Source organism: Microbacterium sp. KUDC0406 (assembly GCF_021582875.1).
Taxonomy (GTDB): domain Bacteria; phylum Actinomycetota; class Actinomycetes; order Actinomycetales; family Microbacteriaceae; genus Microbacterium.
Genome location: NZ_CP091138.1, coordinates 106,107 through 130,994, shown reverse-complemented (window position 1 = coordinate 130,994; position 24,888 = coordinate 106,107). Strand labels below are relative to the sequence as shown.

Annotated in this window: 27 protein-coding genes; 3 read left to right on the top strand and 24 right to left on the bottom strand. The window is 70.1% G+C overall.

What is annotated here, in order from left to right:
* Positions 1–15: 15 nt before the first annotated feature.
* Complete coding sequence (locus L2X99_RS00680; RefSeq protein WP_236125479.1) at positions 16–366, bottom strand: prepilin-type N-terminal cleavage/methylation domain-containing protein; 351 nt, start codon at positions 364–366, stop codon at positions 16–18.
* An 89-nt stretch (positions 367–455) separates the two neighbouring features.
* A complete protein-coding gene (locus L2X99_RS00675; protein ID WP_236125480.1) occupies positions 456–851 on the bottom strand; it encodes a prepilin-type N-terminal cleavage/methylation domain-containing protein in 396 nt (131 codons plus the stop codon).
* Between the two features lie 317 nt (positions 852–1,168).
* Between L2X99_RS00675 and L2X99_RS00670 the strand changes: the two genes are divergently transcribed.
* From L2X99_RS00670 to L2X99_RS00660, 3 genes are all read left to right on the top strand, one after another.
* Positions 1,169–1,735: a GTP-binding protein gene (locus tag L2X99_RS00670; RefSeq protein WP_236125481.1), complete on the top strand. Its 567-nt coding sequence runs from the start codon at positions 1,169–1,171 to the stop codon at positions 1,733–1,735.
* A complete protein-coding gene (locus L2X99_RS00665; RefSeq protein ID WP_236125482.1) occupies positions 1,735–2,148 on the top strand; it encodes a roadblock/LC7 domain-containing protein in 414 nt (137 codons plus the stop codon). The genes L2X99_RS00670 and L2X99_RS00665 overlap by 1 nt, the downstream gene beginning before the upstream one ends.
* Before the next feature lie 85 nt (positions 2,149–2,233).
* On the top strand, positions 2,234–2,977 hold the full coding sequence (locus L2X99_RS00660; RefSeq protein ID WP_236125483.1) for a hypothetical protein: 744 nt from the start codon (positions 2,234–2,236) through the stop codon (positions 2,975–2,977).
* A gap of 13 nt (positions 2,978–2,990) precedes the next feature.
* Here the strand turns inward: L2X99_RS00660 and L2X99_RS00655 are convergent, their stop codons facing one another.
* From L2X99_RS00655 to L2X99_RS00550, 22 genes are all read right to left on the bottom strand, one after another.
* On the bottom strand, positions 2,991–3,290 hold the full coding sequence (locus tag L2X99_RS00655) for a hypothetical protein (RefSeq protein WP_236135504.1): 300 nt from the start codon (positions 3,288–3,290) through the stop codon (positions 2,991–2,993).
* A 935-nt stretch (positions 3,291–4,225) separates the two neighbouring features.
* On the bottom strand, positions 4,226–4,831 hold the full coding sequence (locus tag L2X99_RS00650; RefSeq protein WP_236125485.1) for a signal peptidase I: 606 nt from the start codon (positions 4,829–4,831) through the stop codon (positions 4,226–4,228).
* Positions 4,828–5,565: a hypothetical protein gene (locus L2X99_RS00645; RefSeq protein WP_236135503.1), complete on the bottom strand. Its 738-nt coding sequence runs from the start codon at positions 5,563–5,565 to the stop codon at positions 4,828–4,830. The genes L2X99_RS00650 and L2X99_RS00645 overlap by 4 nt, the downstream gene beginning before the upstream one ends.
* Before the next feature lie 3 nt (positions 5,566–5,568).
* Complete coding sequence (locus tag L2X99_RS00640; RefSeq protein ID WP_236135502.1) at positions 5,569–6,894, bottom strand: RICIN domain-containing protein; 1,326 nt, start codon at positions 6,892–6,894, stop codon at positions 5,569–5,571.
* A gap of 14 nt (positions 6,895–6,908) precedes the next feature.
* The gene (locus L2X99_RS00635; protein WP_236125489.1) at positions 6,909–7,496 is read right to left on the bottom strand and encodes a hypothetical protein; all 588 of its coding nucleotides are present in this window, start codon (positions 7,494–7,496) and stop codon (positions 6,909–6,911) included.
* A 76-nt stretch (positions 7,497–7,572) separates the two neighbouring features.
* Positions 7,573–8,169, bottom strand: coding sequence for an alternate-type signal peptide domain-containing protein (locus tag L2X99_RS00630; RefSeq protein ID WP_236125490.1), 597 nt, complete (start codon positions 8,167–8,169; stop codon positions 7,573–7,575).
* Positions 8,170–8,490: 321 nt separating this feature from the next.
* Positions 8,491–8,772: a hypothetical protein gene (locus L2X99_RS00625; protein ID WP_329608086.1), complete on the bottom strand. Its 282-nt coding sequence runs from the start codon at positions 8,770–8,772 to the stop codon at positions 8,491–8,493.
* A gap of 70 nt (positions 8,773–8,842) precedes the next feature.
* Positions 8,843–10,036, bottom strand: a complete 1,194-nt coding sequence (tuf, locus tag L2X99_RS00620) for an elongation factor Tu (RefSeq protein WP_236125492.1) — start codon at positions 10,034–10,036, stop codon at positions 8,843–8,845.
* A 182-nt stretch (positions 10,037–10,218) separates the two neighbouring features.
* Entirely contained in the window at positions 10,219–12,333 is a 2,115-nt protein-coding gene (fusA, locus tag L2X99_RS00615; protein ID WP_236125493.1) for an elongation factor G, read from the bottom strand.
* 93 nt (positions 12,334–12,426) lie between these two features.
* On the bottom strand, positions 12,427–12,897 hold the full coding sequence (gene rpsG / locus L2X99_RS00610; RefSeq protein ID WP_116241736.1) for a 30S ribosomal protein S7: 471 nt from the start codon (positions 12,895–12,897) through the stop codon (positions 12,427–12,429).
* Positions 12,898–12,902: 5 nt separating this feature from the next.
* Positions 12,903–13,271, bottom strand: a complete 369-nt coding sequence (gene rpsL, locus L2X99_RS00605) for a 30S ribosomal protein S12 (RefSeq protein ID WP_183499724.1) — start codon at positions 13,269–13,271, stop codon at positions 12,903–12,905.
* 218 nt (positions 13,272–13,489) lie between these two features.
* The gene (locus tag L2X99_RS00600; protein ID WP_236135501.1) at positions 13,490–17,536 is read right to left on the bottom strand and encodes an SCO7613 C-terminal domain-containing membrane protein; all 4,047 of its coding nucleotides are present in this window, start codon (positions 17,534–17,536) and stop codon (positions 13,490–13,492) included.
* Between the two features lie 76 nt (positions 17,537–17,612).
* Positions 17,613–17,834 (bottom strand): helix-turn-helix domain-containing protein, encoded by a 222-nt coding sequence (locus tag L2X99_RS00595; protein ID WP_236125498.1) that lies wholly within the window; start codon positions 17,832–17,834, stop codon positions 17,613–17,615.
* A complete protein-coding gene (locus L2X99_RS00590) occupies positions 17,834–18,310 on the bottom strand; it encodes a DUF2975 domain-containing protein (protein WP_236125499.1) in 477 nt (158 codons plus the stop codon). Before L2X99_RS00590 ends, L2X99_RS00595 begins: the two co-directional genes overlap by 1 nt.
* Positions 18,311–18,406: 96 nt before the next feature.
* Complete coding sequence (locus L2X99_RS00585) at positions 18,407–19,054, bottom strand: spermidine/putrescine ABC transporter substrate-binding protein (RefSeq protein WP_236135500.1); 648 nt, start codon at positions 19,052–19,054, stop codon at positions 18,407–18,409.
* A gap of 59 nt (positions 19,055–19,113) precedes the next feature.
* The gene (locus L2X99_RS00580) at positions 19,114–19,548 is read right to left on the bottom strand and encodes a hypothetical protein (RefSeq protein ID WP_236125500.1); all 435 of its coding nucleotides are present in this window, start codon (positions 19,546–19,548) and stop codon (positions 19,114–19,116) included.
* Between the two features lie 68 nt (positions 19,549–19,616).
* Entirely contained in the window at positions 19,617–20,603 is a 987-nt protein-coding gene (locus tag L2X99_RS00575) for an ABC transporter (RefSeq protein ID WP_236135499.1), read from the bottom strand.
* A 92-nt stretch (positions 20,604–20,695) separates the two neighbouring features.
* The gene (locus L2X99_RS00570) at positions 20,696–20,851 is read right to left on the bottom strand and encodes a hypothetical protein (RefSeq protein WP_236125502.1); all 156 of its coding nucleotides are present in this window, start codon (positions 20,849–20,851) and stop codon (positions 20,696–20,698) included.
* 467 nt (positions 20,852–21,318) lie between these two features.
* Positions 21,319–21,930 (bottom strand): HAAS signaling domain-containing protein, encoded by a 612-nt coding sequence (locus tag L2X99_RS00565; RefSeq protein ID WP_236125503.1) that lies wholly within the window; start codon positions 21,928–21,930, stop codon positions 21,319–21,321.
* Entirely contained in the window at positions 21,927–22,259 is a 333-nt protein-coding gene (locus L2X99_RS00560) for a PadR family transcriptional regulator (RefSeq protein ID WP_236125504.1), read from the bottom strand. Before L2X99_RS00560 ends, L2X99_RS00565 begins: the two co-directional genes overlap by 4 nt.
* Before the next feature lie 59 nt (positions 22,260–22,318).
* Positions 22,319–23,209 (bottom strand): sugar ABC transporter permease, encoded by an 891-nt coding sequence (locus tag L2X99_RS00555; RefSeq protein ID WP_236125505.1) that lies wholly within the window; start codon positions 23,207–23,209, stop codon positions 22,319–22,321.
* A gap of 1 nt (position 23,210) precedes the next feature.
* On the bottom strand, positions 23,211–24,830 hold the full coding sequence (locus L2X99_RS00550) for an ABC transporter permease subunit (protein ID WP_236125506.1): 1,620 nt from the start codon (positions 24,828–24,830) through the stop codon (positions 23,211–23,213).
* Positions 24,831–24,888: the final 58 nt, after the last annotated feature.

Below are 24,888 nucleotides of genomic sequence, written 5' to 3'. Positions count from 1 at the left end.
GGAGAGCGGGCAGGATCAGGGAGACGTGCAGCCCGGTCCCGCGATGGCGTAGTCGTGGTTGTCGGTCCGCGTGGCGCGCACGCAGACCTCGTCGGGGTAGACGGGTGCGTCACCCTCCCAGGCCAGGGTGTAGCCGGTGTCGGGCAGCAGCCGCGGCGTCTGGTCGTTGCCGAGGTCGGCGACCGCGCCGGTCGCCGCGGAGTCGGCGACGGACTGCAGCACGTTCTCGCGCGACTGCTCCTCGAGACCGTTCAGGATCGGGATGGCGACCGCGGCGAGGATACCGAGGATCACCACGACGACGATGAGCTCGACCAGCGAGAAGCCCTCATCGTCGCGGGCGAGCCGCGAGGTGCGAGGAGTCATGCGGCACGCCCTTCCTCCGGATGGATCTCCGTGTGTGCCGAGGCCGGTCCGTCGGGTTCGGACCGGCCTCGGAGACAGGGTGAGACGGCTCAGCTGCCGCTGCCACCAGTGGTGCAGCCCGGGCCGGACTTCTCCACAGGCGTGGTGGTGCCAACCTTGGACGCCGTGGCGCAAACAGTGTCGACCTTGCCCTTGTCACCGGTGACGGTGATGGTGAACTCATTGTTGCTGAGGTCGCTGGTGGGAACATTGCCCTGTGCGGCCTCGGCTGTTCCCTGAGCGGCAGCGTTGGCGGCCGCCGCCTTCATGGCGTTCGTCTCGGCCTGGGCCTGGATCCCGTTGAAGATCGGGATGGCGACCGCGGCGAGGATGCCGAGGATCACCACGACGACGATGAGCTCGACCAGCGAGAAGCCGGCCTCGTCGTCGCCCTCTTCGCGACGCCGCTTCACGGCGTCCATGTAGTTGCGGATGGTTGCACGCATGTTGGTTCCTCCCATAGATGTGGTGCGCGGCGGATGCGGGCGTGCGGGCGCGTTCTAGTTACGACACCTCGGTGCCCGCGTCCACGGGGACTGCCCCGCTCCAGGAGAGTTACGCCGGGTTGCGTCTCCCTCACCCCTCCATGGTGGAAGAACAGCACCGCGGGATTCAACACAGAGACCTCAGGGTTCGATCAGGCTCCGCGCACCCCGCATCCTGAGCAATTCATACCCTTCCGATCAGGTGAAAAGGCGGCGCGCCCGAGTGCGCCGCTCATAGGCTGACGGCAACCAGACACCCGAACCACCCGAGGAATGAAGTGTCCGAGCACGTGATCCTGTTCGCGGGCCCGATGGGAGCCGGCAAGACGACGGCGATCCGCAGCCTGAGCGAGATCGACGTCGTCTCCACCGAGGCGGCGAACACCGAGCGCCATCTCGTCGACAAGCCGACCACCACCGTCGCGCTCGACTACGGCGAGCTCACCGTCGGCCCCCACGACAAGGTGCGCCTGTACGGCGCGCCTGGCCAGCGGCGCTTCGACTTCATGTGGGACGTGCTCTCGCAGCGCGCCAGGGGGCTGATGCTGCTGATCGGCAACGATGGGCCCGATCCGCTCGGCGCGACCCGCGAGTTCCTCGCCGAGTTCCGCCCGCTGGCCGAGACCGGCCGCGTCGTGGTCGTCGTGACCCGCAGCGACGTGGCCCGCACTCCGCAGATCGACGACTACGCCGACGCCCTCGCAGCCTGGTACCCCGACCGCACCATCCCCGTCTTCACCGCCGACCCGCGCAGCACCGATCACATGCGCACGCTGCTGATGGCCTTGGTCGCCAACGTCGAGGCGGCGGAGCTGATCGCCCACCCGGCCACGGAGGTCGCCTGATGAGCAGCGTCGCACTTCACCACGACGAGGACGTCGTCGCCGCGACAGGGGACGTGCTGCAGCGGCTGCGCGAGCGCAGTCCCTCGCTGCGCTACGCCACGGTGCTCACCGACGACGGCTTCGAGGTCGCATCGGTGCGCGCCGGCGCCACCGCCGACGGCAGCAGGTTCGCCGGCATCGCGAGCTCGCTGCAGATGCTCGGCGAGGCGGCGGCCAGCGAGCTGATCAGCGGAGCCGGCGCGCCAACAGTGCTGGTCTCCGACGAGGCCGGCCACCTCGTGCAGGTGCGCGCAGCCGGCACCACGCTGGTCGTCTCGGCGCTCTTCGACGGCGCGGAGGGCGTCGGGCAGGCGCTCTCGTCGGCACGCCGCGGCGCCGACGAGATCAGCGTCCACGTCGCGACGAGCACCTGACCGGCGACATCCGACGCACCCGCGGCGCACCGACGCGCCGGCAGGAGCATCACCGCAGCAGCCCCGACCCGAACCGGAGAGCACCGTGAACCACCCTCCCGCCCCGATCCCCCTCACCGGGGCATCCGACGACCTGCTGCCGGGCCGTCCGGCCACCCTGGACGACCTGCTCGCCCGCCGGGCCGGCACCCTGCGCGCCTCCGCGGATGCCGCCGGCGAGCGCGGATGGCGCCCCGACGACGACGTCGACTGGTCCCGTCTCGCTCTGCGCCTGCGCACCGCGATCGAGCTGGGTGAAGAGCTGCTGCTCGAGATCGTCGCCGACGACGACGCCCCGCTCGTGATCGACGTCGCAGGCCGGACGTTCTGGTGGGACAGGCCGCTCGCGGAGTTCCCCGCCCGGCTGCAGACGCTGGTGATCTCGCCGCTCGAGCCGCGCGGCTACGATCCGGGCACGGCGGGCAACGACCTGGAGCCGCTGCTCTGGCAGATCGCGCACGCCTCGTTCGACGGCGGCCGTGCGCGCTGGCTCAAGCCCGGCGACCGCTACCGGCTGCGTCGCTGGCCGAACCTCACCGCTCTGCCCCACGACGCCGAGCAGGTGCGCGCGATGTCGCTCCTCGGGCAGGCCGCCCTCACCGCCGAGGAGTTCTCCGCGATCGCGGAGATCGAGGACGACGACGCGGTGCGGCTGCTCTCGGCGCTCAGCCTGATGGGCCTGCTGCGCGTGCAGCCCGCACGGGAAGCGACGGCCGCGCCCCGTCCCGTCCTGCAGCCGCGCCGTGAAGGCGGCCTGTTCGCGAGGCTGCGCGGCCTGTTCGGTCGCTGAGCCGCGACCGTCGTCAGCGCCGCCGTGCAGGCCCGGTGCGCAGCTGCGGCACCGCGGGCGGGCCGGCATCGGCGATGTCGAACGCCAGCAGCGCACCGGCGCCGGTGCGAATCCCGTACCGGGCGATCCAGTCCCCCGCAAGGGGCGACCCGACGAAGACGACGTCGGCGCCGGCCTCGCGCACCTCTGCCGCGATGCGCAGCGACTGCTCCGCCGACGAGAGCTGCGCCCTCGTCGGCGCCCAGCGGCCGACGAACCGGATGCCCGGGCGCTGCGCCTTCAGGCGCCACAGCAGCGCCCTGTCCGGCGGCATCCCGCCCGCCGATCACCGCCACGGACAGCCCGCGGGCGGCGGCGTCGTCGAGCACCGGACCAGCCAGATCCCGGCCGGACAGGCGCGGATACGCGATGCCGGTGGCACGCTCCACTCGCCGCGCGATCCGCCGGTCGCCGATGAGGCCGAGCCGCTCCATCCCCGCGCTCGCTCCCCGTGCGCGGGCACGCCATCGCCGCCGGGAGACAGGCACGACCGCGAGCGGTCGCGGCGCACCGTGGTGGGCCACCGACGAGATCAGCTCACAGGCCTCCGCCAGGTCGACGAGATGCACGGGGGCGCCTCGGAGGTCGAGAACGGCCGGCTCCGAGCCGAGGAAGCGTCGCGGAGCGGACTCCGCGCGGGACTCGAGGATCCTCATCGGAACGCTCCGCCGCCGGCCTGGAGGCCTCGCAGGGCGGCGTGGAGGGTCGCCGCCCTGCGAGGCCCGAGCGGGGTCGCCGCAGCGACGCGGTCGACGAACGTCGTCGCGGCGTCGGTGTGCCCCGCCCATCGACGCCGCCGGGGGTCACGGCGTCGTTCCCGCGCGGCTGCAGCCCGCGGGACGGCGAAGCGGCGCGCCTCGGCGCGGCCGCTCGCAGATGGGTACCGCGCCGGCGTCGATGCGCCGGCGCGCGAGAGATGCCCGGTGCCCTCGACGGCAGCACACACGTCGAGGCTCTTCGAGCGGTCGTCAGAACGCAGTCCCCAATGCGTCACGGTCTCCCCAGTTCCCATTTCCCCAGTCCGCGCACGAACAGCACGCGGCCCGCTCGCACACAGCCGACCCCTCGGCCCGCGCCGCTCCCTGTGATCCCAGTTCACAGGAGGATGCCTCTACAGACGACATCCTCGCGACGCGAGGTGCGAACGCCCCCACTCTAACCCGCGCGATGCCGGAACGGAAGCATCGCGGGCGGAGATGCCCCGGTCTGTCAGACCGAGGCGGCCTCCGCGGACCGTGCGGAGGCGGAGCGCCGTCGCACAGTCTCCCGCAGACCGGAGCCCAGCGCCCAGGCCGCGTAGCCGAACAGCGCGACGACGGCGACGGTCAGGACGACGGCACGATGCTGCCCCGTGACGGCGGTGGCGACCCAGCCCAGATAGGGGATCGCGTACCAGACCGTCCCTCGCACCTGCACCTCCTGCACCGGATCGGCATCGGCCTGGGCGTTGTTGTCGCCCTTCGTCACGAACAGGCGATCGCCGTCCGGTTCGGTGAGCACCTGGGTCACGCGGTGCGTGATCAGGGTCGGCTGCCCGCTGTGCAGCTGGTAGGTCATGACCATGCCGGTCTCGATCTCGGCGACGGGCGTCTTGCGCACCACCACCATCGTGCCGGGCGGCAGATGCGGCTCCATCGACGAGGTCAGCACCGTGAGCGCTGTCGATCCGGTCACGGCCGGCACCGCCACGGCGAGCGCTCCGACCGCGAGCACCACCACCAGGATCGCGACCGCGACCGCGTGCAGCAGGGCGCGCAGCATCCCGCCGCGCGGTGCCGGGTCGGCCGGCACCATCCCCTCGTCGACGACGGTCATCCGCGGTCTCCCCTCGCTTCGCGGCGTCGTGCCCACAGGAAGGCCGCGAGACCGGCCAGCACGCCCAGCGCCCCGACGACCGCGGCCGTCAGCGGCAGCGATCCGCCGGTGATGGCGAGCTCCCCGGGGGCCTGCGGTGCCGGACTGCTCGCGCCGCTCTCCGAGCCGGATGCCGGTGGCGCCGCACAGGCGCTGCCGGGCTGCTGCACGGCCGCCGCGCCGGCATCGGCGAGCACCGCCCGCATCCGGAAGTCGGCCGTGCCGCGTGCGCCCTGACCGCCAGTGAGACCGGCTCCGAGGGTGGCGGTCACGTCGATGCGCACGGTCTCGCCCGGGGCCAGCACCCTGGTGCCGCTGAGCACGGTGCAGGCCCCCTGGGCGATGCCGGCTGCCAGGCTGACCGGAGCGCTCGGGGCGCCCTGCGGTGTGGCGGACAGCTCCAGCCGGGTGGCGAAGTCGGGATCCGCGCTGACCGGGTCGAGCAGATCGAGGCGCAGCAGCCCGGCGGTGCCGGACGCGTTCCTGACCCAGAACGCGACGGTCTCGGTGTCACCGGGCACCAGACGCAGGTCATCGGGGATGATCGGCAGCACCTCGGCGGTGCCGTAGTGCACGCCGTCGCGGGACACCAGCAGGTCGGCTTCGGCGGCAGACGCCGGCGCAGTGGTCGACAGTGCCGCCACGAGGGCGAGCACGGCCGCCGCCGTCCGGTACGAGGGGGAACGCGTGGCCACGGTTCAGCCGATCCCGGAGACGACGGTGACGGTGTTGGTGCTGCGGTGCAGGACGAACGTGGAGTACGCCGTGTCGGTGGTGTTCTGGAAGACGATCCGCAGGGAGGTGTCGGCGTCGTTCGTGAGGACGTTGTACATGTCGAACGAGACGCCGCCGGCTCCCTGGACGATGGAGGTGACGTTCTCCCACGAGCCGTTGCGCAGACGCTGCAGCACGAGCGTGCCCGAGCTGGAGATGGAGTGGAAGTCCAGCATCACGGCGGTGCCGGAGCTCGACATCGACATCGTCAGCGCTTCGCGCTGGAACGCCAGCCGGGCGCGGACGTCGTTGCACTCCACCACGCTCATGTCGGCGTCGCCGGCGGCGCTCATCCCCAGGCACTTGCCCGTGGCCGCGGAGACGAGCTGGAAGAATCCGGCTCCCGCCTTCTGCACGTACCACTGCTGTGCCGCGGCGCCGGTCGCGCCGGCGGCGATCTGCTGCACGCCGGAGCTGGTGTAGGTGAGCCGGGTCGTGGGTGCGTGCCGCGGGCGGACGGTCACCAGGGTCTGATTCGTGCCGTTGACCGGCAGGAACTGCCAGCGCTGGTTCGACTGGTCGTGGCAGGTCCAGGTGATGACCCGGGTGCCCGCGCCACCGGAGGCGGCGACGTCGAGGCAGAGCCCGGCGTCGCCCGCACGGCGGATGGTGTGCCACGTGGACGCCAGCTTCGGGTCGAAGAAGTTCCCGGTCACCAGCGGGTACATGCCCGCGGTGGTCTGCGCGTGCGTCGCGGTCGGTGCCGTCGCGACCCAGCCCTGGGCGTTCAGGCTGACCGTGAGCGCGGGGTTGACGGTGTTCCCGCCCACGGGGTCGGTGATCGCCTTCCAGTCCGGGATGCTGGTGCGCACGCAGTAGGTGATGATCGCCCCGGCGGCGAGGGTGGGCGTGAGCGTCGCGGACGCCCAGGTGCCCTTCGTCACACCGGATGCCGGCACAGACGTGCTGCTCGTGCACTTGTCGGCCGACGAGACCGTCCACACCGAGATCGGAAGGCCGGATGCCGCGGTGCCGGACGAGGTGATCGACACGGTCGCCGTCCCCTGCACGGCGCTGTTGTTCGTGACCGTGAACGAGCGGGTGCTGGAGAGGCTGCTCGGCAGGTAGGTGGTGGTCGCCGGCGAAGCGAACCCGGCGTGCGAGACCGCGACGGCGTCGGTGGTCACGGTGCCGGGTCCGCGGGACTGGGCCGACCAGGATGACCAGGCGGCACCCCCGCTCACGAGCACCAGGAAGGCGGTCAGCCCGGCGGCCAGGGGCAGCAGGTGACGGCGAGGTGAAGAGGTCATGATGCGCATGGTGTTCAGGAGCCGCTCTGCGCGGCGTCGACGGTGACGACGAAGTCCAGCGACGAGCCGCTGCCGTTGGCCGAAGTGCCGGCGGGCAGGCTGACGACGAGGCAGTACGACCGGGTCTGGCCGGGCGCGAGTGCGCCCATGGTCGGCAGGGTGTATCCGTTCAGCGCGGCCTGCGGCCCTGTCACGGTGGTCTTGCAGGATGCGGAGTCGGCGACGGGAGCGAGTACGGCCCTGGCCGAGCCGGCATAGGCCGGGCCCGTCGGAGCCGTGATCTTCGCGGAGAGCGCGGTCGGCGCATCCCCGGTGTTCGCGACGGTGAACGCCCACGCCGCGGGTGCGGCGGGGCTCACCTTCTTCGCGCCGAGGTCGGCCGAGGCGGAGCCGTTGATCTGGATGGCGAGGGCGCCGGCCCTCACCGTCGCGCCGTTCATCGGCGCCGAGGCGTTCAGGTAGGCGTAGGTGACTCCGGCGCCGGAGGCGCCGATGGCCACCGCCGCCGTGCTCGAGAAGATTGCGAGGAGCAGGGTGCGCCACCGGGCCGTGGGCGCCGTACGGCGGGTCCGTGGTGCGGCCGATCGTGCCGTGATCTTCATCTCCGGCTCCTTCCCTCTCGAGGTCTGTGGTGTGCGGCGTCGCGGAGCCATCCGGCCCGCGACGCCGCACCGGTCATCAGTTCGCGTCCACCTGCGTGACGGCGAGGGTGAACTTCGAGAGGTCGACCGAGCCGAGCTGGGCGGCGTTGTCGCCCGTCGTCGTGTCGCCGAACGGCCAGTTGATCGTGGCGGTGATCGTCGCGGTGTGGTTCACGATCCCGTTCGCGCCGGTCTTCGCCACGGTCACGGGCGTACCCGCATCGACCGCCGGCTCGGCGTCGACGGAGAACTCGGCGGAGTCCGCCAGCAGGTTCGCGAGCGCCTTGTCGGTGTCCTTGGACGAGTCCGAAGGTGCGATCGCGCTGTCGGTGAGGCCGACGGTGAAGGCGAGGTTCTGGCCCTGGCCGGTGATGTCGTACTCGCCCTGGTAGACGAGCTTGTCGCCGGGGACGATCCGGAGTCCGGTGATGCTCGTGACATCGGAGGCGGTGCCGTCGACGTGCTGGATCGTCCAGGTCGGCGTTCCGTCCTGCACGACCGTCAGCTGGCCGGCGGAGATGGTCTGTCCGCCGAGGTCGGCGGAGCCGTTCCAGTAGGCGAGCGTCCCTCCGGTGCCGAGCAGCAGCAGTACAGCGGCGCCCGCGGCGATGGTCCCCTTGGTGGTCTTGTTCATGATGCACCCTCCCAGGTGTCGGCCGGCGCACGACGGCGCCGGCCTGTTCGTGGAGTCGCACCCGTCGGATCAGGAGCGAGTCGCCTGCGGAGGACTCCGGTGAAGATGCATCCATTGTCACCTGCGCTTGTCCCCCATTTGGGGGACAACAGCCGATGCTGAGCCGATCTTGTCCCCCATATGGGGGACAAGCGTCACGCGCTGAGCGAATCCTGAGCGGGCGCTGCGCTCGGGGCGCTGCGAGGCCGCGCCGGAGACAGCGAAGAACCCCCGCCGATCCGAGGATGGCGGGGGTTCTTCGTCAGGTGAGCGGGGTACTCGTCACTCGTTGCCGACCGCTTTGTCGACGTTGTCGCGGACTCCGTCGATCTGCTCGGCGGAGCCGGGGGCGACCTTCTTCGCGAGGTCGGCAGCGCCGTCCAGCACCTTGTCGCTGATGTCCTCGGCCTGCTCGCTCTTCAGGGCCTCTTCGATCTTCTCCTTGTTCTGGTCGAAGAACTCCTTGCCCTTGTTCACCGCGTCGTTGAACGTGTCCTCGATGCCCATGCGGGTTCCTTCCCCCTCGTCGGATGCCGGCCGGTCGCCGGCGACACCATTCTGCACGAAGACGTCCGGGTACGACAGAGGGGCCGGACCCTCAGGTCCGACCCCTCCGATCTCAGAGTGAGATGGCTTACTTCACGACCTTCGTGACCGTGCCGGCGCCGACGGTGCGGCCACCCTCACGGATCGCGAAGCCGAGGCCCTCCTCCATGGCGATCGGCTGGATCAGCTCGACCGACATGTCGGTGGTGTCACCGGGCATGACCATCTCGGTGCCCTCGGGCAGCGTGATGACGCCGGTGACGTCGGTGGTGCGGAAGTAGAACTGCGGGCGGTAGTTCGTGTAGAAGGGGTTGTGGCGGCCACCCTCGTTCTTGTTGAGGATGTACGCGGTGCCCTCGAACTCCGTGTGCGGGGTGATCGAGCCCGGCTTCACGACGACCTGGCCGCGCTCGACGTCCTCGCGCTTGGTGCCGCGGAGGAGAAGACCGCAGTTCTCGCCGGCCCAGGCCTCGTCGAGCTGCTTGTGGAACATCTCGATACCGGTGACCGTGGTCTTCTGCGTCGGGCGCAGGCCCACGATCTCGACCTCGGAGTTGATCGCCAGGGTGCCGCGCTCGGCGCGACCGGTGACGACGGTGCCACGACCGGTGATCGTGAAGACGTCCTCGATCGGCATCAGGAACGGCTTGTCGCGGTCACGCACCGGGTCCGGAACGTGCTCGTCGACGGCGTTCATCAGCTCGACGATCGACTCGACCCACTTCTCGTCGCCCTCGAGAGCCTTCAGGCCCGAGACGCGGACGACAGGAGCGTTGTCACCGTCGAAGTCGTTCTTGGAGAGCTCCTCGCGGACCTCCATCTCGACGAGCTCGAGGATCTCCTCGTCGTCGACCATGTCGGACTTGTTCAGCGCGACCAGCAGGTAGGGGACGCCGACCTGCTTGGCGAGCAGGATGTGCTCCTTGGTCTGCGCCATCATGCCGTCGGTGGCGGCGACCACGAGGATCGCGCCGTCCATCTGAGCGGCACCGGTGATCATGTTCTTGATGTAGTCGGCGTGACCCGGCGCGTCGACGTGAGCGTAGTGACGCTTCGGCGTCTCGTACTCGACGTGCGAGATGTTGATCGTGATACCGCGCTGACGCTCCTCCGGAGCGGAGTCGATGGTCGAGAAGTCACGAACGACGTTGACGTCGGACGGGTACTTGTCGGCGAGCACCTTCGAGATCGCAGCGGTGAGCGTGGTCTTGCCGTGGTCGACGTGACCGATCGTTCCGATGTTGACGTGCGGCTTGGTCCGCTCGAACTTGGCCTTGGCCACTTGGTCCTCCTCAGGACGTTCGTGTAGAGATCGCCGGGCACTGGATTGTGACCGGCTCCCTACGGATTTCGGTTTCTCAGTTTCAGTAGAGAGGGAGTGTGAAGTTGTGGGGAGTCCGGCCCTTCGACAGGCTCAGGGACCCGACTGGGTTCCTGAGCCTGTCGAAGGATCCGGACAAGGGCTTACTCGCCCTTGGTCTTCTGGATGATCTCATCCGCGACGGCGCGCGGAACCTCAGCGTAGCTGTCGAACTCCATCGAGTAGACCGCACGGCCCGAGGTCTTCGAGCGCAGGTCGCCGATGTAGCCGAACATCTCCGACAGGGGAACCGACGCACGCACGACCTTGACGCCCTGGGCGTCCTCCATCGACTGGATCTGGCCGCGACGCGAGTTCAGGTCGCCGATGACGTCGCCCATGTACTCCTCCGGCGTACGCACCTCGACCGCCATGAGCGGCTCGAGGAGCACCGGGTTCGCCCGACGAGCGGCCTCCTTGAAGCCCATGGAGCCCGCGATCTTGAACGCCATCTCCGAGGAGTCGACGTCGTGCGCCGCACCGTCGACGATGGTCGCCTTGACGCCCACCATCGGGTAGCCGGCGAGCACGCCGACGTTCATCGCGTCCTGGAAACCGGCATCGATCGAGCCGATGTACTCGCGCGGGATGCGACCACCGGTCACGGAGTTCACGAACTCGTAGGTCTTGTCGGCCGTCAGCTCGAGCGGCTCGATGTTGAATTGGATCTTCGCGAACTGGCCGGAACCACCGGTCTGCTTCTTGTGCGTGTAGTCGTGCTTCTCGACGGCCTTCTTGATCGTCTCGCGGTAGGCCACCTGCGGCTTGCCGACGTTCGCCTCGACCTTGAACTCGCGCTTCATGCGGTCCACGAGGATGTCGAGGTGCAGCTCGCCCATGCCCTTGATGGTCGTCTGACCGGTCTCGGGGTTGAGCTCGGTGCGGAAGGTCGGGTCCTCTTCGGCGAGCTTCTGGATCGCGAGACCCAGCTTCTCCTGGTCGGCCTTGGTCTTCGGCTCGATGGCGACCTCGATCACCGGCTCCGGGAACGTCATCGACTCGAGGACGACCGGCTGCGCGATGTCGGCGAGGGTGTCACCGGTGGTGGTGTCCTTCAGGCCGATGACGGCGTAGATGTTGCCGGCGGTCAGCTTGTCGACCGGGTTCTCCTTGTTGGCGTGCATCTGGAAGATCTTCCCGATGCGCTCCTTCTTGCCCTTGGTCGAGTTGATGACCTGCGAGCCCGACTCGAGCTCGCCCGAGTAGACGCGCACGTAGGTCAGACGGCCGAAGAACGGGTGCACGGCGACCTTGAAGGCCAGCGCGGCGAAGGGGTCCTTCGCGTCGGGGTGACGCTCGATGATCTTCTCTTCGTCCTTGGGGTCGTGCGCCTCGATGGCGGGCACGTCCAGCGGGGACGGCAGGAAGTCGATGACCGCGTCCAGCATCGGCTGCACGCCGCGGTTCTTGAACGCCGAGCCGCAGAGCACGGGGTAGATCGCGTCGTCGATGACGAGCTTGCGGATCGCGCCCTTGATCTCGGCGACCGTGAGCTCCTCGCCGCCGAAGAACTTCTCCAGAAGCTCCTCGTCGGTCTCGGCGACGGTCTCCAGCAGCTGCTGACGGTACTCCTCGGCCTTGGCCTGGAGGTCGGCGGGGATCTCCTGCACCTCGTACGAGGCGCCCATGGTCACGTCACCCTTGGCGTCGCCCGGCCAGACCAGCGCGCGCATCTCGATGAGGTCGACGACGCCGACGAAGTCGTTCTCGGCGCCGATCGGGAGCTGCAGCACGAGCGGCTTCGCGCCCAGACGGCTGATGATCGTGTCGACGGTGTAGTAGAAGTCCGCGCCGAGCTTGTCCATCTTGTTGACGAAGCAGATGCGGGGCACGCCGTACTTGTCGGCCTGACGCCACACGGTCTCGGACTGGGGCTCGACGCCCTCCTTGCCGTCGAAGACGGCGACGGCGCCGTCGAGGACGCGGAGCGAGCGCTCCACCTCGACGGTGAAGTCCACGTGACCGGGGGTGTCGATGATGTTGATCTGGTTCTTGTTCCAGAAGCAGGTCACGGCGGCGGACGTGATCGTGATGCCGCGCTCCTTCTCCTGCTCCATCCAGTCAGTCGTCGACGCGCCGTCGTGGGTCTCGCCCAGCTTGTGGTTGACGCCCGTGTAGAACAGGATGCGCTCGGTCGTCGTGGTCTTGCCGGCATCGATGTGCGCCATGATGCCGATGTTGCGGACCTTGCTTAGGTCGGTGAGCACGTCTTGTGCCACAGGAGTGTCCTTATCTGTCGAGCAGTGGTACTGCGAAGAGTGGTGCTTCGACAGGCTCAGCAACCGGATGGGTTTCTGAGCCTGTCGAAGGGCTTACCAGCGGTAGTGCGCGAAGGCGCGGTTCGACTCGGCCATCTTGTGGGTGTCCTCGCGGCGCTTGACCGCGGCACCGAGGCCGTTCGAGGCGTCGAGGATCTCGTTCTGCAGACGCTCGGTCATCGTCTTCTCACGACGACCCTTCGCGTAGCTGACCAGCCAGCGCAGCGCGAGCGTGTTCGCGCGGTGCGGCTTGACCTCGACCGGAACCTGGTAGGTCGAGCCGCCGACGCGGCGGCTGCGGACCTCGAGGGTGGGGCGCACGTTGTCGAGCGCCTTCTTGAGCGTGGCGACCGCGTCCTCACCGTTCTTGGCGTGGACGCCCTCGAGCGCGCCGTACACGATCGACTCGGCGAGCGACTTCTTGCCGTCGACGAGGATCTTGTTCACGAGCGAGGTGACGATCGGAGCGCCGTAGACCGGGTCGTTGACGACGGGGCGCTTGGGGGCGGGACCCTTACGAGGCATCTAACTCAACCCTTCTTCGCGCCGTAGCGGGAACGAGCCTGCTTACGGTTCTTGACTGCCTGGGTGTCGAGCGCACCACGGACGATCTTGTAGCGGACACCGGGCAGGTCCTTCACACGACCGCCGCGGACGAGCACCAGCGAGTGCTCCTGCAGGTTGTGGCCCTCACCGGGGATGTAGGCCGTGACCTCGGTGCCGTTGCGCAGCTTCACACGGGCGACCTTGCGCATCGCCGAGTTCGGCTTCTTCGGGGTGGTGGTGTACACACGGGTGCACACGCCGGCCTGCTGCGGGTTCGCCTTCAGGGCGGGCGCCTTGGTCTTGTTGACCTTCGGCGAACGGCCCTTGCGAACCAACTGCTGAATGGTTGGCACGTTCTCTCCTAATAGTGCTGCACGGTGACAGCATGATGGGTTTCACATCATGACCCACCGGCGTGACGGAGCCGCCGCGCTTTTGGTGTGATGGGTATGCCGTGGGGGCGGTCCGGCGAGTGCCGGCGCCCTGACGTGTGCGCACGGCAGTGCGCACACTCGACCAAGTGTAATCCGGCGTAACGTCAACGGTCAAATGACGGCGGATGCCACGCCGTTCAGCGCAGATCGCGCATCCGTGCCACCACTCCCCTGCCCGAGCCTTCGCGCCGCTCGCCCGCGACCGCGATGATCAGCAGCACCGCACCGATCGTGGCGAGCGTGATCCACCAGGGCATGGACTCGATGCCGCGACCGAGCTGCACCGAGAAGACGAACACGTTCTCCACCGGCAGCACGACGAGCCCGATGATGAACGGCGCCGACAGACGGCGGGACGCCCCGAGCAGGATCGCGGCGAGCGCGAGCACCATCACCAGGATCGCCCGCCACGTGAGCGGGTCGGTGAACGTGGAGACGATGGATGCCGACATCATCACGATCAGCCCGGGCGCGAGCAGCGGCCAGGAGCCGTGCCACCCCTGCGGCCAGTCCACGAGCCGGGAGCCCGCCCTCGTTCCGTCGCCGCCGAGTCCCCACGCTCCCGCGGCGAGCAGGAGCGCGCCGAGCGGCAGCGAGAACCACTCCACCCGGAGATCGCGCGGACTCCAGGCCACCACGGCGGTGACGAACGCGAGTCCGAACAGGAACCACACCGGCGGCAGCATCGCGCCGCGCACGGATGCTGCGCACACCATGACCACCAGCACCGCGAGCATCAGCGCCCACATCGCCCAGATCACGATCCAGTCCCGTTCGATCGCCGGCCACACGCCGGCCAGGAAGACGAGGAACGCCGGTGCGTACAGCCAGCGGGATGCGGTGAACCGCGCCTGCAGGCCGCGCGCTTCGCGCGGTGATGTGCGCTCCGCGCGGAAGCCCGTGGCCTGTTCATCCGCGGCAGCCGCACCTTCCCGCGCCAGGTGCCCGGCGGATGCCGCTCCCCGCAGCATCCGCACCGCGACGACGAGCGCGAGCGCCGCGACGGCGCTGAGCCCCGCGCAGACCAGGAGCACTCCCGGTGCGGACGGCGCCAGCGGAGCGGCATCCCGGCCGGTGCCCCACCGCACGGCCTGGATCGTGCCGGCGACGGCGGCGACCGCGGCGGCACCGAGCGCCGGTGCACGCAGCGCACGCAGCCGGCGCAGTCGCGGGGCGCTGGAGCGGGTGATCAGCGCGGTCACGCCGATCAGCACCCATCCCGCGGCGAGCAGCCCGTAAGCGCGCCACGGGACGTCATCGGATGCCGGAGCGGCGGCGAGCAGCACGTCGAGCGGCACCGTCGCGATTCCCAGCCCCGCGGCGAACAGGGGGACAGCCGGGCGGCCGCGCATCGTCAGCAGGACGGCCACGAGCGCGGCGCCGAGCGCCGGGGGCAGCAGGTACGCCTCCGGCAGCTCGACTCCGGCGAGCGCCCAGGTCGACCACAGCGCACCCGTGAACGCGGCCGCCGACACCCACCAGCCGTAGCGCCGGCCGGCCAGCAGAGCCGCGAGCGCCGCACCGACGCCCAGCACGATCAGCACCAGGCAGGCGGTGCCGAGCCCCGCCGCCTCGCGCGCCAGCGCGAGCACCACCGCGATCGCTCCGGTCAGCAGCGCGGACGCCTCGATCGCGACCCGTGCGGCCTCGGCCGTGCGCTCCCCGCGACCGCGCGCGGTCAGCAGGTCGCGGAGAAGAGGACCGGAAGGCAGCGCGACGGCGACGAGCACCGCGATGATCGGCAGCGCGACCGGTGAGCCGCTCTGGGCCAGCAGCTGCGCGCACAGGCACACCACGACCACGGCCAGTGTCGGCACGAGCAGCCCGGCGGCGGCGATCCGCACCGGAGCGGTGAGCCCGGGGCGCCGGGTGAACAGCAGCGCGAGGGCGAGCGCGAACATGAGCCCTGTCGACAGCGCCGTCCAGCCACTCCGCTCGAAGACGACCTGCACGACTCCGAGGGCGAAGGGCACCGTGGCCACGACGAGCACGGCGTACCAGTTCCGCGCTCCGATCGCCGGCAGGAAGGTCGCGGCGATCGCGCCGAGCAGTCCGGCCGACGCGGTCAGCGAGAACTGCGCGATGCCGGTGACTCCCGCCAGGGACAGCGCCGTGGCGGTGAGCGCGAGAGCGTAGCCGTACCCTGCCCCGACATGCAGGAACCGGATGTCGGCGGGAAGCGTGCGTGCGACCACCGCGAGCGCGACGATCGTCGCCGCGCCGGCGAGCGGAACCACCGACCTGTCCTGCCAGGACAGCAGGACCGCGACGACCAGCGCGACGTGCACGCCGACGATGAGGAGCATGCGCACGGCGCCGGGACGCCGCCCGCGCCCGGTCAGCAGTGCGACGCCGACGGCGGCCGCAGCCACCACGACCACACCGATGCTCCAGGGCAGGGCGAGCACGCCCGAGCAGGCGAGCGCGAGCACTGCGCCGCTCGCATACAGCACGGCGACGATGTCCGCCGGGCCGCAGAGTCGATGGATGCCGCGCTGCGGCAGGGCGACTCGCGCGAACGCGAACGCTCCCCCGGCGACGACCGCGAGGGCGACGACTGCGGGAAGCGTCGTGCTGCCGAGGACCGGTTCCGTGGTCCAGAGGCTCAGCGGCGAGCCCTGCTGTGTGCGGACGTCGCGGAGCAGCGTGGCCCCGATGAGCAGTCCGCTGAGGATCGCGGGGATGCTCGTCACGGCCAGCGTCAGCGCCGCGCCGGCGGCCAGATGCGCGCGCGAGACGCGGCTGGGCATCGGGATGAGCGCGGTGAGGACCAGGACGATCGCCGCGCCGGCCGGGACCACCGTCACGAGCCACTCCGCCGCGCGGTATCCGCTGTCCTGCGTGAGCAGCTCCCCTGCGATCGTCGCGCCGGCCGCCCCGGCCAGCACACCGCCGGCCACCGCCCACAGCCGGGGCAGGGTCTGCCGTGCGGCGAGCACCGCGTGCAGCGCGAGCACGCCCAGCACCAGCGCGGTCGCGACGCCCGAGTCCCCGGAGAACACGATGCGCACGATCGCGAGCATGGTTACGACGATCTGCAGCGTCGTCAGCGATGCCGCCTCGAAGGCGAGCGGCCGGCGCGGTGCCGGGGCGGACACACGTCCGGCGCCGGGCGCTGCGGCGGACAGGGCGTCCTGATCCGCGACATCCGTCTCCTCGGCCGGCTTCGCGGGGAACCGCGACGCGAATCGCGGCAGCAGGGCGCACAGCGCGGTCGCGGCGAAGGCCGAGGCGGCGATGCAGAGCGCGGCGAGGAGACCGTCGGTCGCGGCGAACCCGAGCATGGCCGGCACGGCCGCGAGGCCGAGGAGCGAGGCCCACAGCCAGATCCGGATGCGGACCCGCAGCGCGGCTGCGAGCATGATCCCGCCGGCGACGGCGGTCGCGAGCGCCCCCGAGATCCAGGCCGCGGTGTCGTCCTGCGGGGTGCCGGCGACGGCCTGCACGTCGAGTCCGACGAACACCAGCCCGAGACCGCCGACCGCCTCGGCGGAGGACTGCAGACTGCGCCGGGCGAGCAGCCACGCTCCGCCGAGGAACACCAGGGTGACGAGGCCGATGACGATGCTGCGCACCGTGCGATCGGCGAGGTCGGGGTTGAAGAACGTGAAGACGATCGCCGCGACGGCGAACAGCGCGGCACCTGCGGTGGCGAGCACGGACTGCAGACTCGCGCCCGGGTTCGACGAGGTCCGCGGCACGGCCACGGGCGGCGGAGGCGGCACGGGCGACGAGAACGGTGACGGCGACGGATGCGGTGCCGGCGACGGCAGCGGTGCCGGCGACGGCAGCGGTGCCGGCGACGGCAGCGGTGCCGGCGACGGCAGAACCGCGGCCGGGGCTGCCGCGGCGACGGGCGGCGGCCCTGCCGGTGCGGCACCCGCGTTCTGCGCCGCGGTCGCGGCGGCCGCGGCCGCGATCCGCGCCTGGGGCGAAAGGCGCACCGGGGTGGCGGTCAGCAGCGCACGGCGCTGCAGGTCCGCCCGCACGCGCAGCAGGCGAGCGGCCTCCAGGGATGCCGACCACAGGTCGGCGCCGGCCTGCCCGGTGAGGTCGACACCGCACTGCGGGCAGTGCCCAGCCTCGAGCCGCGCGCTCACGCAGATCGGGCAGGTCTGTGCGTCGAGAAGGTGAGAGACCGCCTGGTCGGTCCAGTCGATGCCGGGCGTGCTCGTGGTGGTCATCGCGCCTTCTCCTCGGTCGTCTGGCAGGACGCCGGCCGCCGGGCCGATCGCCCGACGCAGCCCGGTGCAGAACTCGTCATCGCCCTTCCTCCCCCTCGGGCACCCGGCGCAGGATGTCGCCGGGCTGGCAGTCCAGCACCCGGCAGATCGCGTCGAGAGTGGTGAAGCGCACCGCCTTGGCCCGCCCGTTCTTCAGCACGGCCACGTTGGCGGGAGTGATGCCGATGGCGTCGGCGAAGTCCTGCACGCTCATCTTGCGACGCGCCAGCATGACGTCGATGTCGATCGCGATGGGCATCAGACCACCTCGGACAGATCCTGCTCGAGCTGCAGGGCCTTGCGCAGCAGCCCGCGCATGACGCCCACGAGCAGCGCGAGCGAGACACCGACGGTGACCCCGAGGATCGCCAGGATCGCGATGCTCGGATTGAGCGCACCGGCGATGCTGACCACGAAGAAGGACGCGGCGATGAGCAGGGCCGCGGTGAGCATGGTTCCGATGATGACGTCGACGTAGCGGAACGCGTCCGAGCTGAAGATGCGGTCCGCGCGCACCAGCGTGAGCAGCTGGAACACGCAGATGAGCACGACCTGCACGAGCGCGAGGAAGACGATCGCGCCGACGACGCCGGGCAGCTCGAGGTGCGCGAGGTCGGGGTTCCGCGCCGCGGTGTTCGCCGCCACCGCCGGGATCATCACCACCTGGCTGAGCAGCAGCAGTGCGAGCATGACGACGATCATCGCCTTCAGGGCGAGGGTGACGCGGGGCTGCATGGTTGTCCTATCGACAGACGGCGTATATCTATCGAAAAACGATAGCCGCTGCGAGGGCGCCGACGCAATCGCACCGCGAGGCTCAGCGTGCCGGCGTCACAGCGTGTCGGGGTCGAACGGCGAGTCCAGCGCCTCGCTGAGCTCGGCGAGCATCGCCTCGATCTGCGGCTCCACGTACTGCGAGATGGCCGCCTGCACCTCCAGCCGATGCCGGAGCAGGATGCCGCAGATCTCGCGACCGACCATGTTCGCGTACTCGTCGGCGAGCGTCACCTCCTGTCGCAGGGCCGCCTTCGCCTCGTCGGTCAGCGGCGGCAGCGGGGGCAGCTCGGCGGCGGCCTCGTCCGCCATCCCCGCGACGGTGAACAGGAACGGCGCTCCAGGGAGGGGCTCGGGGTCGAGCGGCAGCCCGTCGTACTCGGGATCGAGGTCCTCCCCCGGCCGGTAGCTGCGCGATCTGTTGCGGGCCGCCTGCTGGTCGAGCTCGCGCTGCAGCATCGGCAGGTTGCGTGCGGTGTAGTCGGCGACCGCACGGTCGACGATCGTCTTGATGCGGGTGGACAGACCGTGCTGCACACCGTGCGGCACGTTGCCTCCGATACCGGCAGCGGAGAGCACGGGCGAGCCGAGGCAGCGGCGGCACGGCGCTACGCGACCGCGGTGCGTGGCCGGCTCCCAGCGCGGCACCCAGCGCAACCAGGCCTCTACGGCCTGGTCCACCTGCGTCTCCAGCGAGCGCTCCACGGGTCAAGCGTAAGGGGATGAAGCGCGCACGGTGCGGAACCGCGCGGTATCCGCCCCGCTCACTCGTCGCCGCCGCTGTGCTCCCAGGGCCACTGCGGCTTCTGCGCGCGGGTGCGTCGCAGTGCGATGCCGATCCACGCCGCGACGACGGCGGCCAGCGCGATCACCACGGTCGGCCCTCCGGTGATCAACTGCATGATCGCGGCCGTCGCCGTCGCCAGTCCGGCGCCCCCGGCCACCGCGGCCAGCCAGACGGCGGCGAGGTGCCCGAGCGCGGCAGCGAGGGCGACCGGCACCGATGCCGGATACGACGGCCGGGCCGCCTGCACCGACGGGGTCAGCACGGCGGCGAACACGACGATGGCCACGATCATGCCGACCACTCCCGGATACTGGCCGAGGTCGGGGACGCTGAGGATGTCGGCGTCGGTGAAGTAGCTCAGCATCCCGAGGCCGAGGATCGCGAATCCGAGGAACAGGACGGTCGCGAGCACCACCGCCAGGACGGCCGAGACCCCCGCAGCCTCGGGCTCGCGGGGGTCTGACGGCGTGGTGGACGTGGTTACCTCGACAGGCTCGGGCCGGCCTCGAGGGTGCGCTCGTACTCGCGCTGCGCCTCGATGTTCAGCTGGGTCTTGCGGGCACCGGCACGCGCCACCCAGGCACCGAACCAGATGGTGAGCTCACGGCCGATGATGAACGCCGCGATCGCGAGCGGTGCGAACAGCTGCTCCTGCACGAGGTCGACCCCGTCCTGCGCGGAGATCAGCCAGAACGGAGCCTGGAACAGCTGGCCGAGCAGGTGCCCGGCCCAGGCGGCGACGCCGACCAGCAGACCCCAGATCACCCAGTGACCCCAGCGTCCGCGGTCGATGATCGCGCCGAGCAGCCAGAAGGCGATGAAGAAGACGACCACGGGCGTCCAGAACGCCCAGGTGGTCAGCGGCGCGAGTGCCTTGTCGCCGATGTTCTCGCCGGACACCTCACCACCGGCGGCGCCGATCGCAAGAGTGACGCCGAGCAGCAGGATCGCGAAGCAGAGAGTGGCGAGCAGCCCGATCGCGCCGGCTGTGCCGCGGTTGCCCAGCGGACGCGGCGGCTCGGGCGCCTGCACGAAGATGGGCTGCGGCTGGGGCGGCAGCGCATCGACCACCGGCTCGGCCGGGACGACCCGGGTCTCGGAGGCAGTGGCCGCGGCTGCGGCCGCGGAGGCGCCGTAGGCCGCAGTGGCGACGTCATCGGAACCGGCGTCCACGACCGTGGTCGGGGTCTCATCGGCGGCCGGCGCGGCGAAGGTTCCGGGGAACGACCTCTCCGCCTCGGCGAAGGCCGCGGCGTCGGGGTCGATGGCCGCGACATCCGCAGCGTTCTCATCGGCGGTGGCGGCATCCTCCGAGGCCGCGGCGGCGGCATCCAGCGGATCTGCCTGCTGCGGCTCTTCGACGCCGGCAGCGGCAGCCTCGGCGTCGGCGAGTCCGGCCTTGGCGCTGTCCACGACGTCGTCGACGTCGCCGGGCTTCTCGGGCTGGGGGACCTCGGGGTCGCTCATGGTGCCGCCTCTCATCGGTGGGTTCGGTGCGAGAGTAGCGCGCAGGCGCCGTTGACCCGAGGAGGCGTGCCGTCGTGTCAGGGCATCGGGTTTCAGGGCATCGAGTTGCGCAGCCCGTCACCGATGAACTGGATCAGGGCCGGGCCCGCCGGCTGCGCGACCCACACCAGCACGGCGACCACGCACGCGCAGAAGAATCCGGCGACCCACGCGATCGCCCGGTTCCGTCCTCCCACCCGCGCGCTCATGCCGCCCACGCTACGCCCGCTCCCGTCGCATTCGAGCGCTCGACACACCCGCCCGCCCTGCGTGCAAGGAGGAATACGCGCCTCCGCGCCGAACTCCACCGGCGTTTCCCTCCTCGCACCGGAGACGCGCCGGCCGGGACGGGCCCGACATGCCCCTCGTGCCCCTCCTCGCACCGCGCAAGGAGGAAAGCGCACCCGATTGCCGTGTCCCACCGGCGTTTCCCTCCTCGCACCGGAGACGGGCTAGCCGGGACGTGCCCGACATGGCCCTCGTGCCCCTCCTCGCACCGCGCAAGGAGGAAAGTGCACCCGATTGCCGTGTCCCACCGGCGTTTCCCTCCTCGCACCGGAGGCACGACGCTGACTATGCCCACCCACCCCGCGCAAGGAGGAAAGCGCAGCCCCGCGCCGAACTCCACCGGCGTTTCCCTCCTCGCACCGGACTCGACAGCAGGTGGGCGCGGCCGTCAGGACGCCGCCGGCGCCGTGCGGCCGCGCAGGCGCCAGAGCAGCCAGAGTCCGGATGCCGGGATCAGCGCCCAGGCGAGAACGATGACCGCTGTCCAGACCACGTCGTAAGTCGTCGGCATGAGCGGATTCGCGACATCGGGCGAAGACTCGGTAACCGACGATTCCACCGTGTACACGGGAATCGAGAGGAGCAGGATGAAGCCGAATGACACCAGCGGAGTGACGATCGCGACGACCTTCTCCCAGGTACGCCACAATCCGCTCATCCCGACCAGGGCTGCGCCGACGAACCAGCCCACGACCGGGATCACGAAGCCGCCGAAGGACAGTGCCAGCGCTGCGATGATCGCGAAGCCCTTCGTCGCGGTGACCGGAGGCTTGGCGGCGGGCGCCGCCACGACCGAGCGCTGCGCGCCGCCGGCATCCATCGCCTCCCGTGCGATCTCGGCGGGGTCACCGAGCTGCGCGATGCGCGCGGCGGCGGCACCCGGAGCGAGCCCGGCGAGCTCCTCGGCGATGCCGGCACGGATGTCCGAGGCGATCCCGTGCGGCACATCGCGCAGCGCGGCATCGAGCCCGGCGAGATAGTCGGCGGGGTCGACGGTCATGGTCGGTCCTCCCCGATGAGACCCGTCACAGTGCGGGCGAAAGGCATCCAGTGCGTGCGGAACTGTGCGAGCTGCGCGACCCCGGCATCCGTCAACCGGTAGTACTTGCGCACCGGTCCGGACTCGCCGGGCATCTCGAACGTCGACACCCAGCCGTTGTCGCGCAGGCGCGCGAGCAGCGGATACAGGGTGCCGATGCTCGCGATGAGCCCGGACTCGGTCAGCGCCTCGGACAGCTGCCAGCCGTACATCGGCTCGCGCGCGAGCAGGCCGAGCACGCAGTACTCGACGACGCCCTTGCGCATCTGCGCACCGATGTCGACTGTCATGCGTCACAAGCTAGCATGCGACGCAAGACACCGCAGGCTCCCTGCCCCGGGAGAGGAGGTCAGCCCTTCGTGGCACCGGCGGTCAGGCCGCCGACGATGTACTTCTGCAGGAACAGGAACAGCACCATCACCGGGATGGCGGCCATCACCGCGCCGGCGGAGAACGCCGACCAGTCCGCGTAGCGCGGGTTCGACACCAGCTTGGTCAGGCCCACCACCAGGGTCTGCTTGTCGGGGTCGATCAGCATGACGCTCGCGATCACGTACTCGTTCACCGTGCCGATGAACGACAGCAGTGCGACCACCGCGAGGATCGGCGCCACCAGCGGCAGGATCATGGTGAAGAAGATGCGGGCGTGGCCCGCGCCGTCGATGCGGGCGGCTTCGTCGAGCTCCATCGGCAGCGTGTTGAAGAACCCGTACATCAGGTAGGTGTTCACGCCGAGCGCTCCACCGAGGTACACGAGGATCAGGCCGGTGTGCGTGTTCAGGCCGATCGACGGGAACCAGTCCCCGATCGTCGACATCAGCAGGAAGATCGCGACCACGGCGAGCAGCTGCGGGAACATCTGCACCACGACGATGGTCACGAGCCCCACGCGGCGGCCGCTGAAGCGCATGCGCGAGAAGGCATATGCCGCGAGCGCACCGAGGAAGACCGTCACGAAGCCGGTGACCGTCGCGATCACCAGTGTGTTCCAGAACCACAGCGGGTACGGGTTCTTCGGGTCGGTGAGGATCCGCACGTAACTGTCGAAGCCGACGGCCGAGAACAGCTGGTTCGAGCCGGTCAGCGTGCCCTTCGGGTTCAGCGAGGCCGAGACCACGTACAGCAGCGGGAAGATCGCGAAGGCGCTCACCACGATGGCGACGACGTGCCGCCATCCGGTGTCGGCGAACCAGGTGCCGACCGAGCGACGGGCGGGACGGGCGGAGACTGCGGTGCTCATGTCAGTTCAGCTCCTCGAGGGCCTTCGTCTTGCGGAAGCTCACGATCGAGATCACCGCGACGACGATGAAGATCAGGATGGTGAACGCCGAGGCCAGGCCGTAGTCGCGGGTCTGCCCGGTGAACGCCACCTTGTAGACCATCGAGATCAGGATGTCGGTGTGCCCGACCGGGATCGATACGTCCGTGAAACGCGGACCGCCGCCGGTGAGCATGTAGATCAGGTTGAAGTTGTTGAAATTGAACGCGAACGACGAGATCAGCAGCGGCGCCACGGTGACCAGCAGCAGCGGCAGCTTGATGCGCCGGAATATCTGCCACGGGTTCGCGCCGTCCATCGCGGCGGCCTCGTTCACGTCGTCGGGGATGCCCTGCAGCGCGCCCATGCAGACCAGGAACATGTACGGGAATCCGAGCCACAGGTTGACGATCAGCACCGACACCTTGGCGAGCGTCGGATCGGTGAGCCACGGGATGGACGCGCCTCCGAAGACCACCTGGTTGATGAAGCCGAAGCTCTCGTTCATCATGCCCGCCCACACCAGCGCCGACAGGAACGCGGGGAACGCGTAGGGCAGGATCAGCAGGATGCGGTAGCCGTTGCGGAACCGCATCCGGGTGTTGTTGAACACCAGCGCCAGCAGCAGGCCGAGGAAGAACGTGGATGCCACCGAGATGAGCGCGAACACGAAGGTCCAGAGCGTCACCGAGATCAGCGGGCCACGGATCGAGGAGTCCGTGACGGCGCGGACGAAGTTGTCGAGGCCGACGGTGATCTGCCAGCCCGGCAGCAGCTGGTCGCCGTTCTCGGCGGTGAATGCGCCCACCCCGGTGTCGCTGTAGACCGTGCCGGTGCGGGTGTCGGTCATGGTGTCCGCCGCCGCGTCGTACTGCAGCGTGGAGACGTAGAGGTAGCCGTTCTGGCCGTCGGGGGTGCGGATCGCGCCGTCGTTGGGGTCGTCGCTGAACGGCACCGAGATCTTCTCGATGTCGCTGGACCGTGAGATGACCTGAGCGAAGGAGAGGGTGGTCCAGCCGTCGACCGCGACGGCCCTGCCGCCCTCGACCGTCGCGTCCGGAGCATCCTGCAGCGGCTGGTCGTTCGTACCGACGCTCGCCTCGCCGTCGTCGGGATCGGTGACGAGCAGACCGAGCGTGCCGAGCCGCTCGACCACGGTGACCGGATAGGTGGGCGAGTCCTCGACGCGCTCCTGGGCGGAGGCCATCAGCGACGAGATCGCCTGATCCTTGCTGCCGTTGTGGCCGGTGCCGTAGTTGGTGAAGCCGATGTAGCCGGTGTACAGCAGGGTGAACACCTGGAACAGGATGAGGAAGATCACGCCCGGAGTGAGGTACTTCGCCGCGATCCGCCTGCGGCTGAAGTAGATCCAGTTGACGAGCACCGCGACGACGAGCACGACGCCGAGCACCAGCCATTCCTGGTGCGTGACCAGGACGAATGCCGCGTACAGGGCGATCGCGTCGACGATCGCCAGCAGCAGGATCTTCAGCAGCATCCAGCGGATGCTGCCGGATGCCGCTTCGGCGATCCGTGCGGCCTGCCGCTGCCTCTTCGTCGGCGGCGCCTGCGGCGCCTCCTGCTCAATCGTGGTCTGGCTCATCCCTCACCCCGTCGTGCACAGCTGCCGGGACGGAGCGGACGCCCCGCCCCGGCAGAGG

What these genes read in the sequence shown, in the direction of transcription:
- L2X99_RS00680 (WP_236125479.1), bottom strand. Translation starts at nt 366, where the DNA reads ATGACTCCTCGCACCTCGCGGCTCGCCCGCGACGATGAGGGCTTCTCG.
- L2X99_RS00675 (WP_236125480.1), bottom strand. Translation starts at nt 851, where the DNA reads ATGCGTGCAACCATCCGCAACTACATGGACGCCGTGAAGCGGCGTCGC.
- L2X99_RS00665 (WP_236125482.1), top strand. Translation starts at nt 1,735, where the DNA reads ATGAGCAGCGTCGCACTTCACCACGACGAGGACGTCGTCGCCGCGACA.
- L2X99_RS00655 (WP_236135504.1), bottom strand. Translation starts at nt 3,290, where the DNA reads ATGCCGCCGGACAGGGCGCTGCTGTGGCGCCTGAAGGCGCAGCGCCCG.
- L2X99_RS00650 (WP_236125485.1), bottom strand. Translation starts at nt 4,831, where the DNA reads ATGACCGTCGTCGACGAGGGGATGGTGCCGGCCGACCCGGCACCGCGC.
- L2X99_RS00640 (WP_236135502.1), bottom strand. Translation starts at nt 6,894, where the DNA reads ATGACCTCTTCACCTCGCCGTCACCTGCTGCCCCTGGCCGCCGGGCTG.
- L2X99_RS00635 (WP_236125489.1), bottom strand. Translation starts at nt 7,496, where the DNA reads ATGAAGATCACGGCACGATCGGCCGCACCACGGACCCGCCGTACGGCG.
- L2X99_RS00630 (WP_236125490.1), bottom strand. Translation starts at nt 8,169, where the DNA reads ATGAACAAGACCACCAAGGGGACCATCGCCGCGGGCGCCGCTGTACTG.
- rpsG (WP_116241736.1), bottom strand. Translation starts at nt 12,897, where the DNA reads ATGCCTCGTAAGGGTCCCGCCCCCAAGCGCCCCGTCGTCAACGACCCG.
- L2X99_RS00600 (WP_236135501.1), bottom strand. Translation starts at nt 17,536, where the DNA reads ATGACCACCACGAGCACGCCCGGCATCGACTGGACCGACCAGGCGGTC.
- L2X99_RS00595 (WP_236125498.1), bottom strand. Translation starts at nt 17,834, where the DNA reads ATGCCCATCGCGATCGACATCGACGTCATGCTGGCGCGTCGCAAGATG.
- L2X99_RS00590 (WP_236125499.1), bottom strand. Translation starts at nt 18,310, where the DNA reads ATGCAGCCCCGCGTCACCCTCGCCCTGAAGGCGATGATCGTCGTCATG.
- L2X99_RS00575 (WP_236135499.1), bottom strand. Translation starts at nt 20,603, where the DNA reads ATGAGCGACCCCGAGGTCCCCCAGCCCGAGAAGCCCGGCGACGTCGAC.
- L2X99_RS00570 (WP_236125502.1), bottom strand. Translation starts at nt 20,851, where the DNA reads ATGAGCGCGCGGGTGGGAGGACGGAACCGGGCGATCGCGTGGGTCGCC.
- L2X99_RS00565 (WP_236125503.1), bottom strand. Translation starts at nt 21,930, where the DNA reads ATGACCGTCGACCCCGCCGACTATCTCGCCGGGCTCGATGCCGCGCTG.
- L2X99_RS00560 (WP_236125504.1), bottom strand. Translation starts at nt 22,259, where the DNA reads ATGACAGTCGACATCGGTGCGCAGATGCGCAAGGGCGTCGTCGAGTAC.
- L2X99_RS00555 (WP_236125505.1), bottom strand. Translation starts at nt 23,209, where the DNA reads ATGAGCACCGCAGTCTCCGCCCGTCCCGCCCGTCGCTCGGTCGGCACC.
- L2X99_RS00550 (WP_236125506.1), bottom strand. Translation starts at nt 24,830, where the DNA reads ATGAGCCAGACCACGATTGAGCAGGAGGCGCCGCAGGCGCCGCCGACG.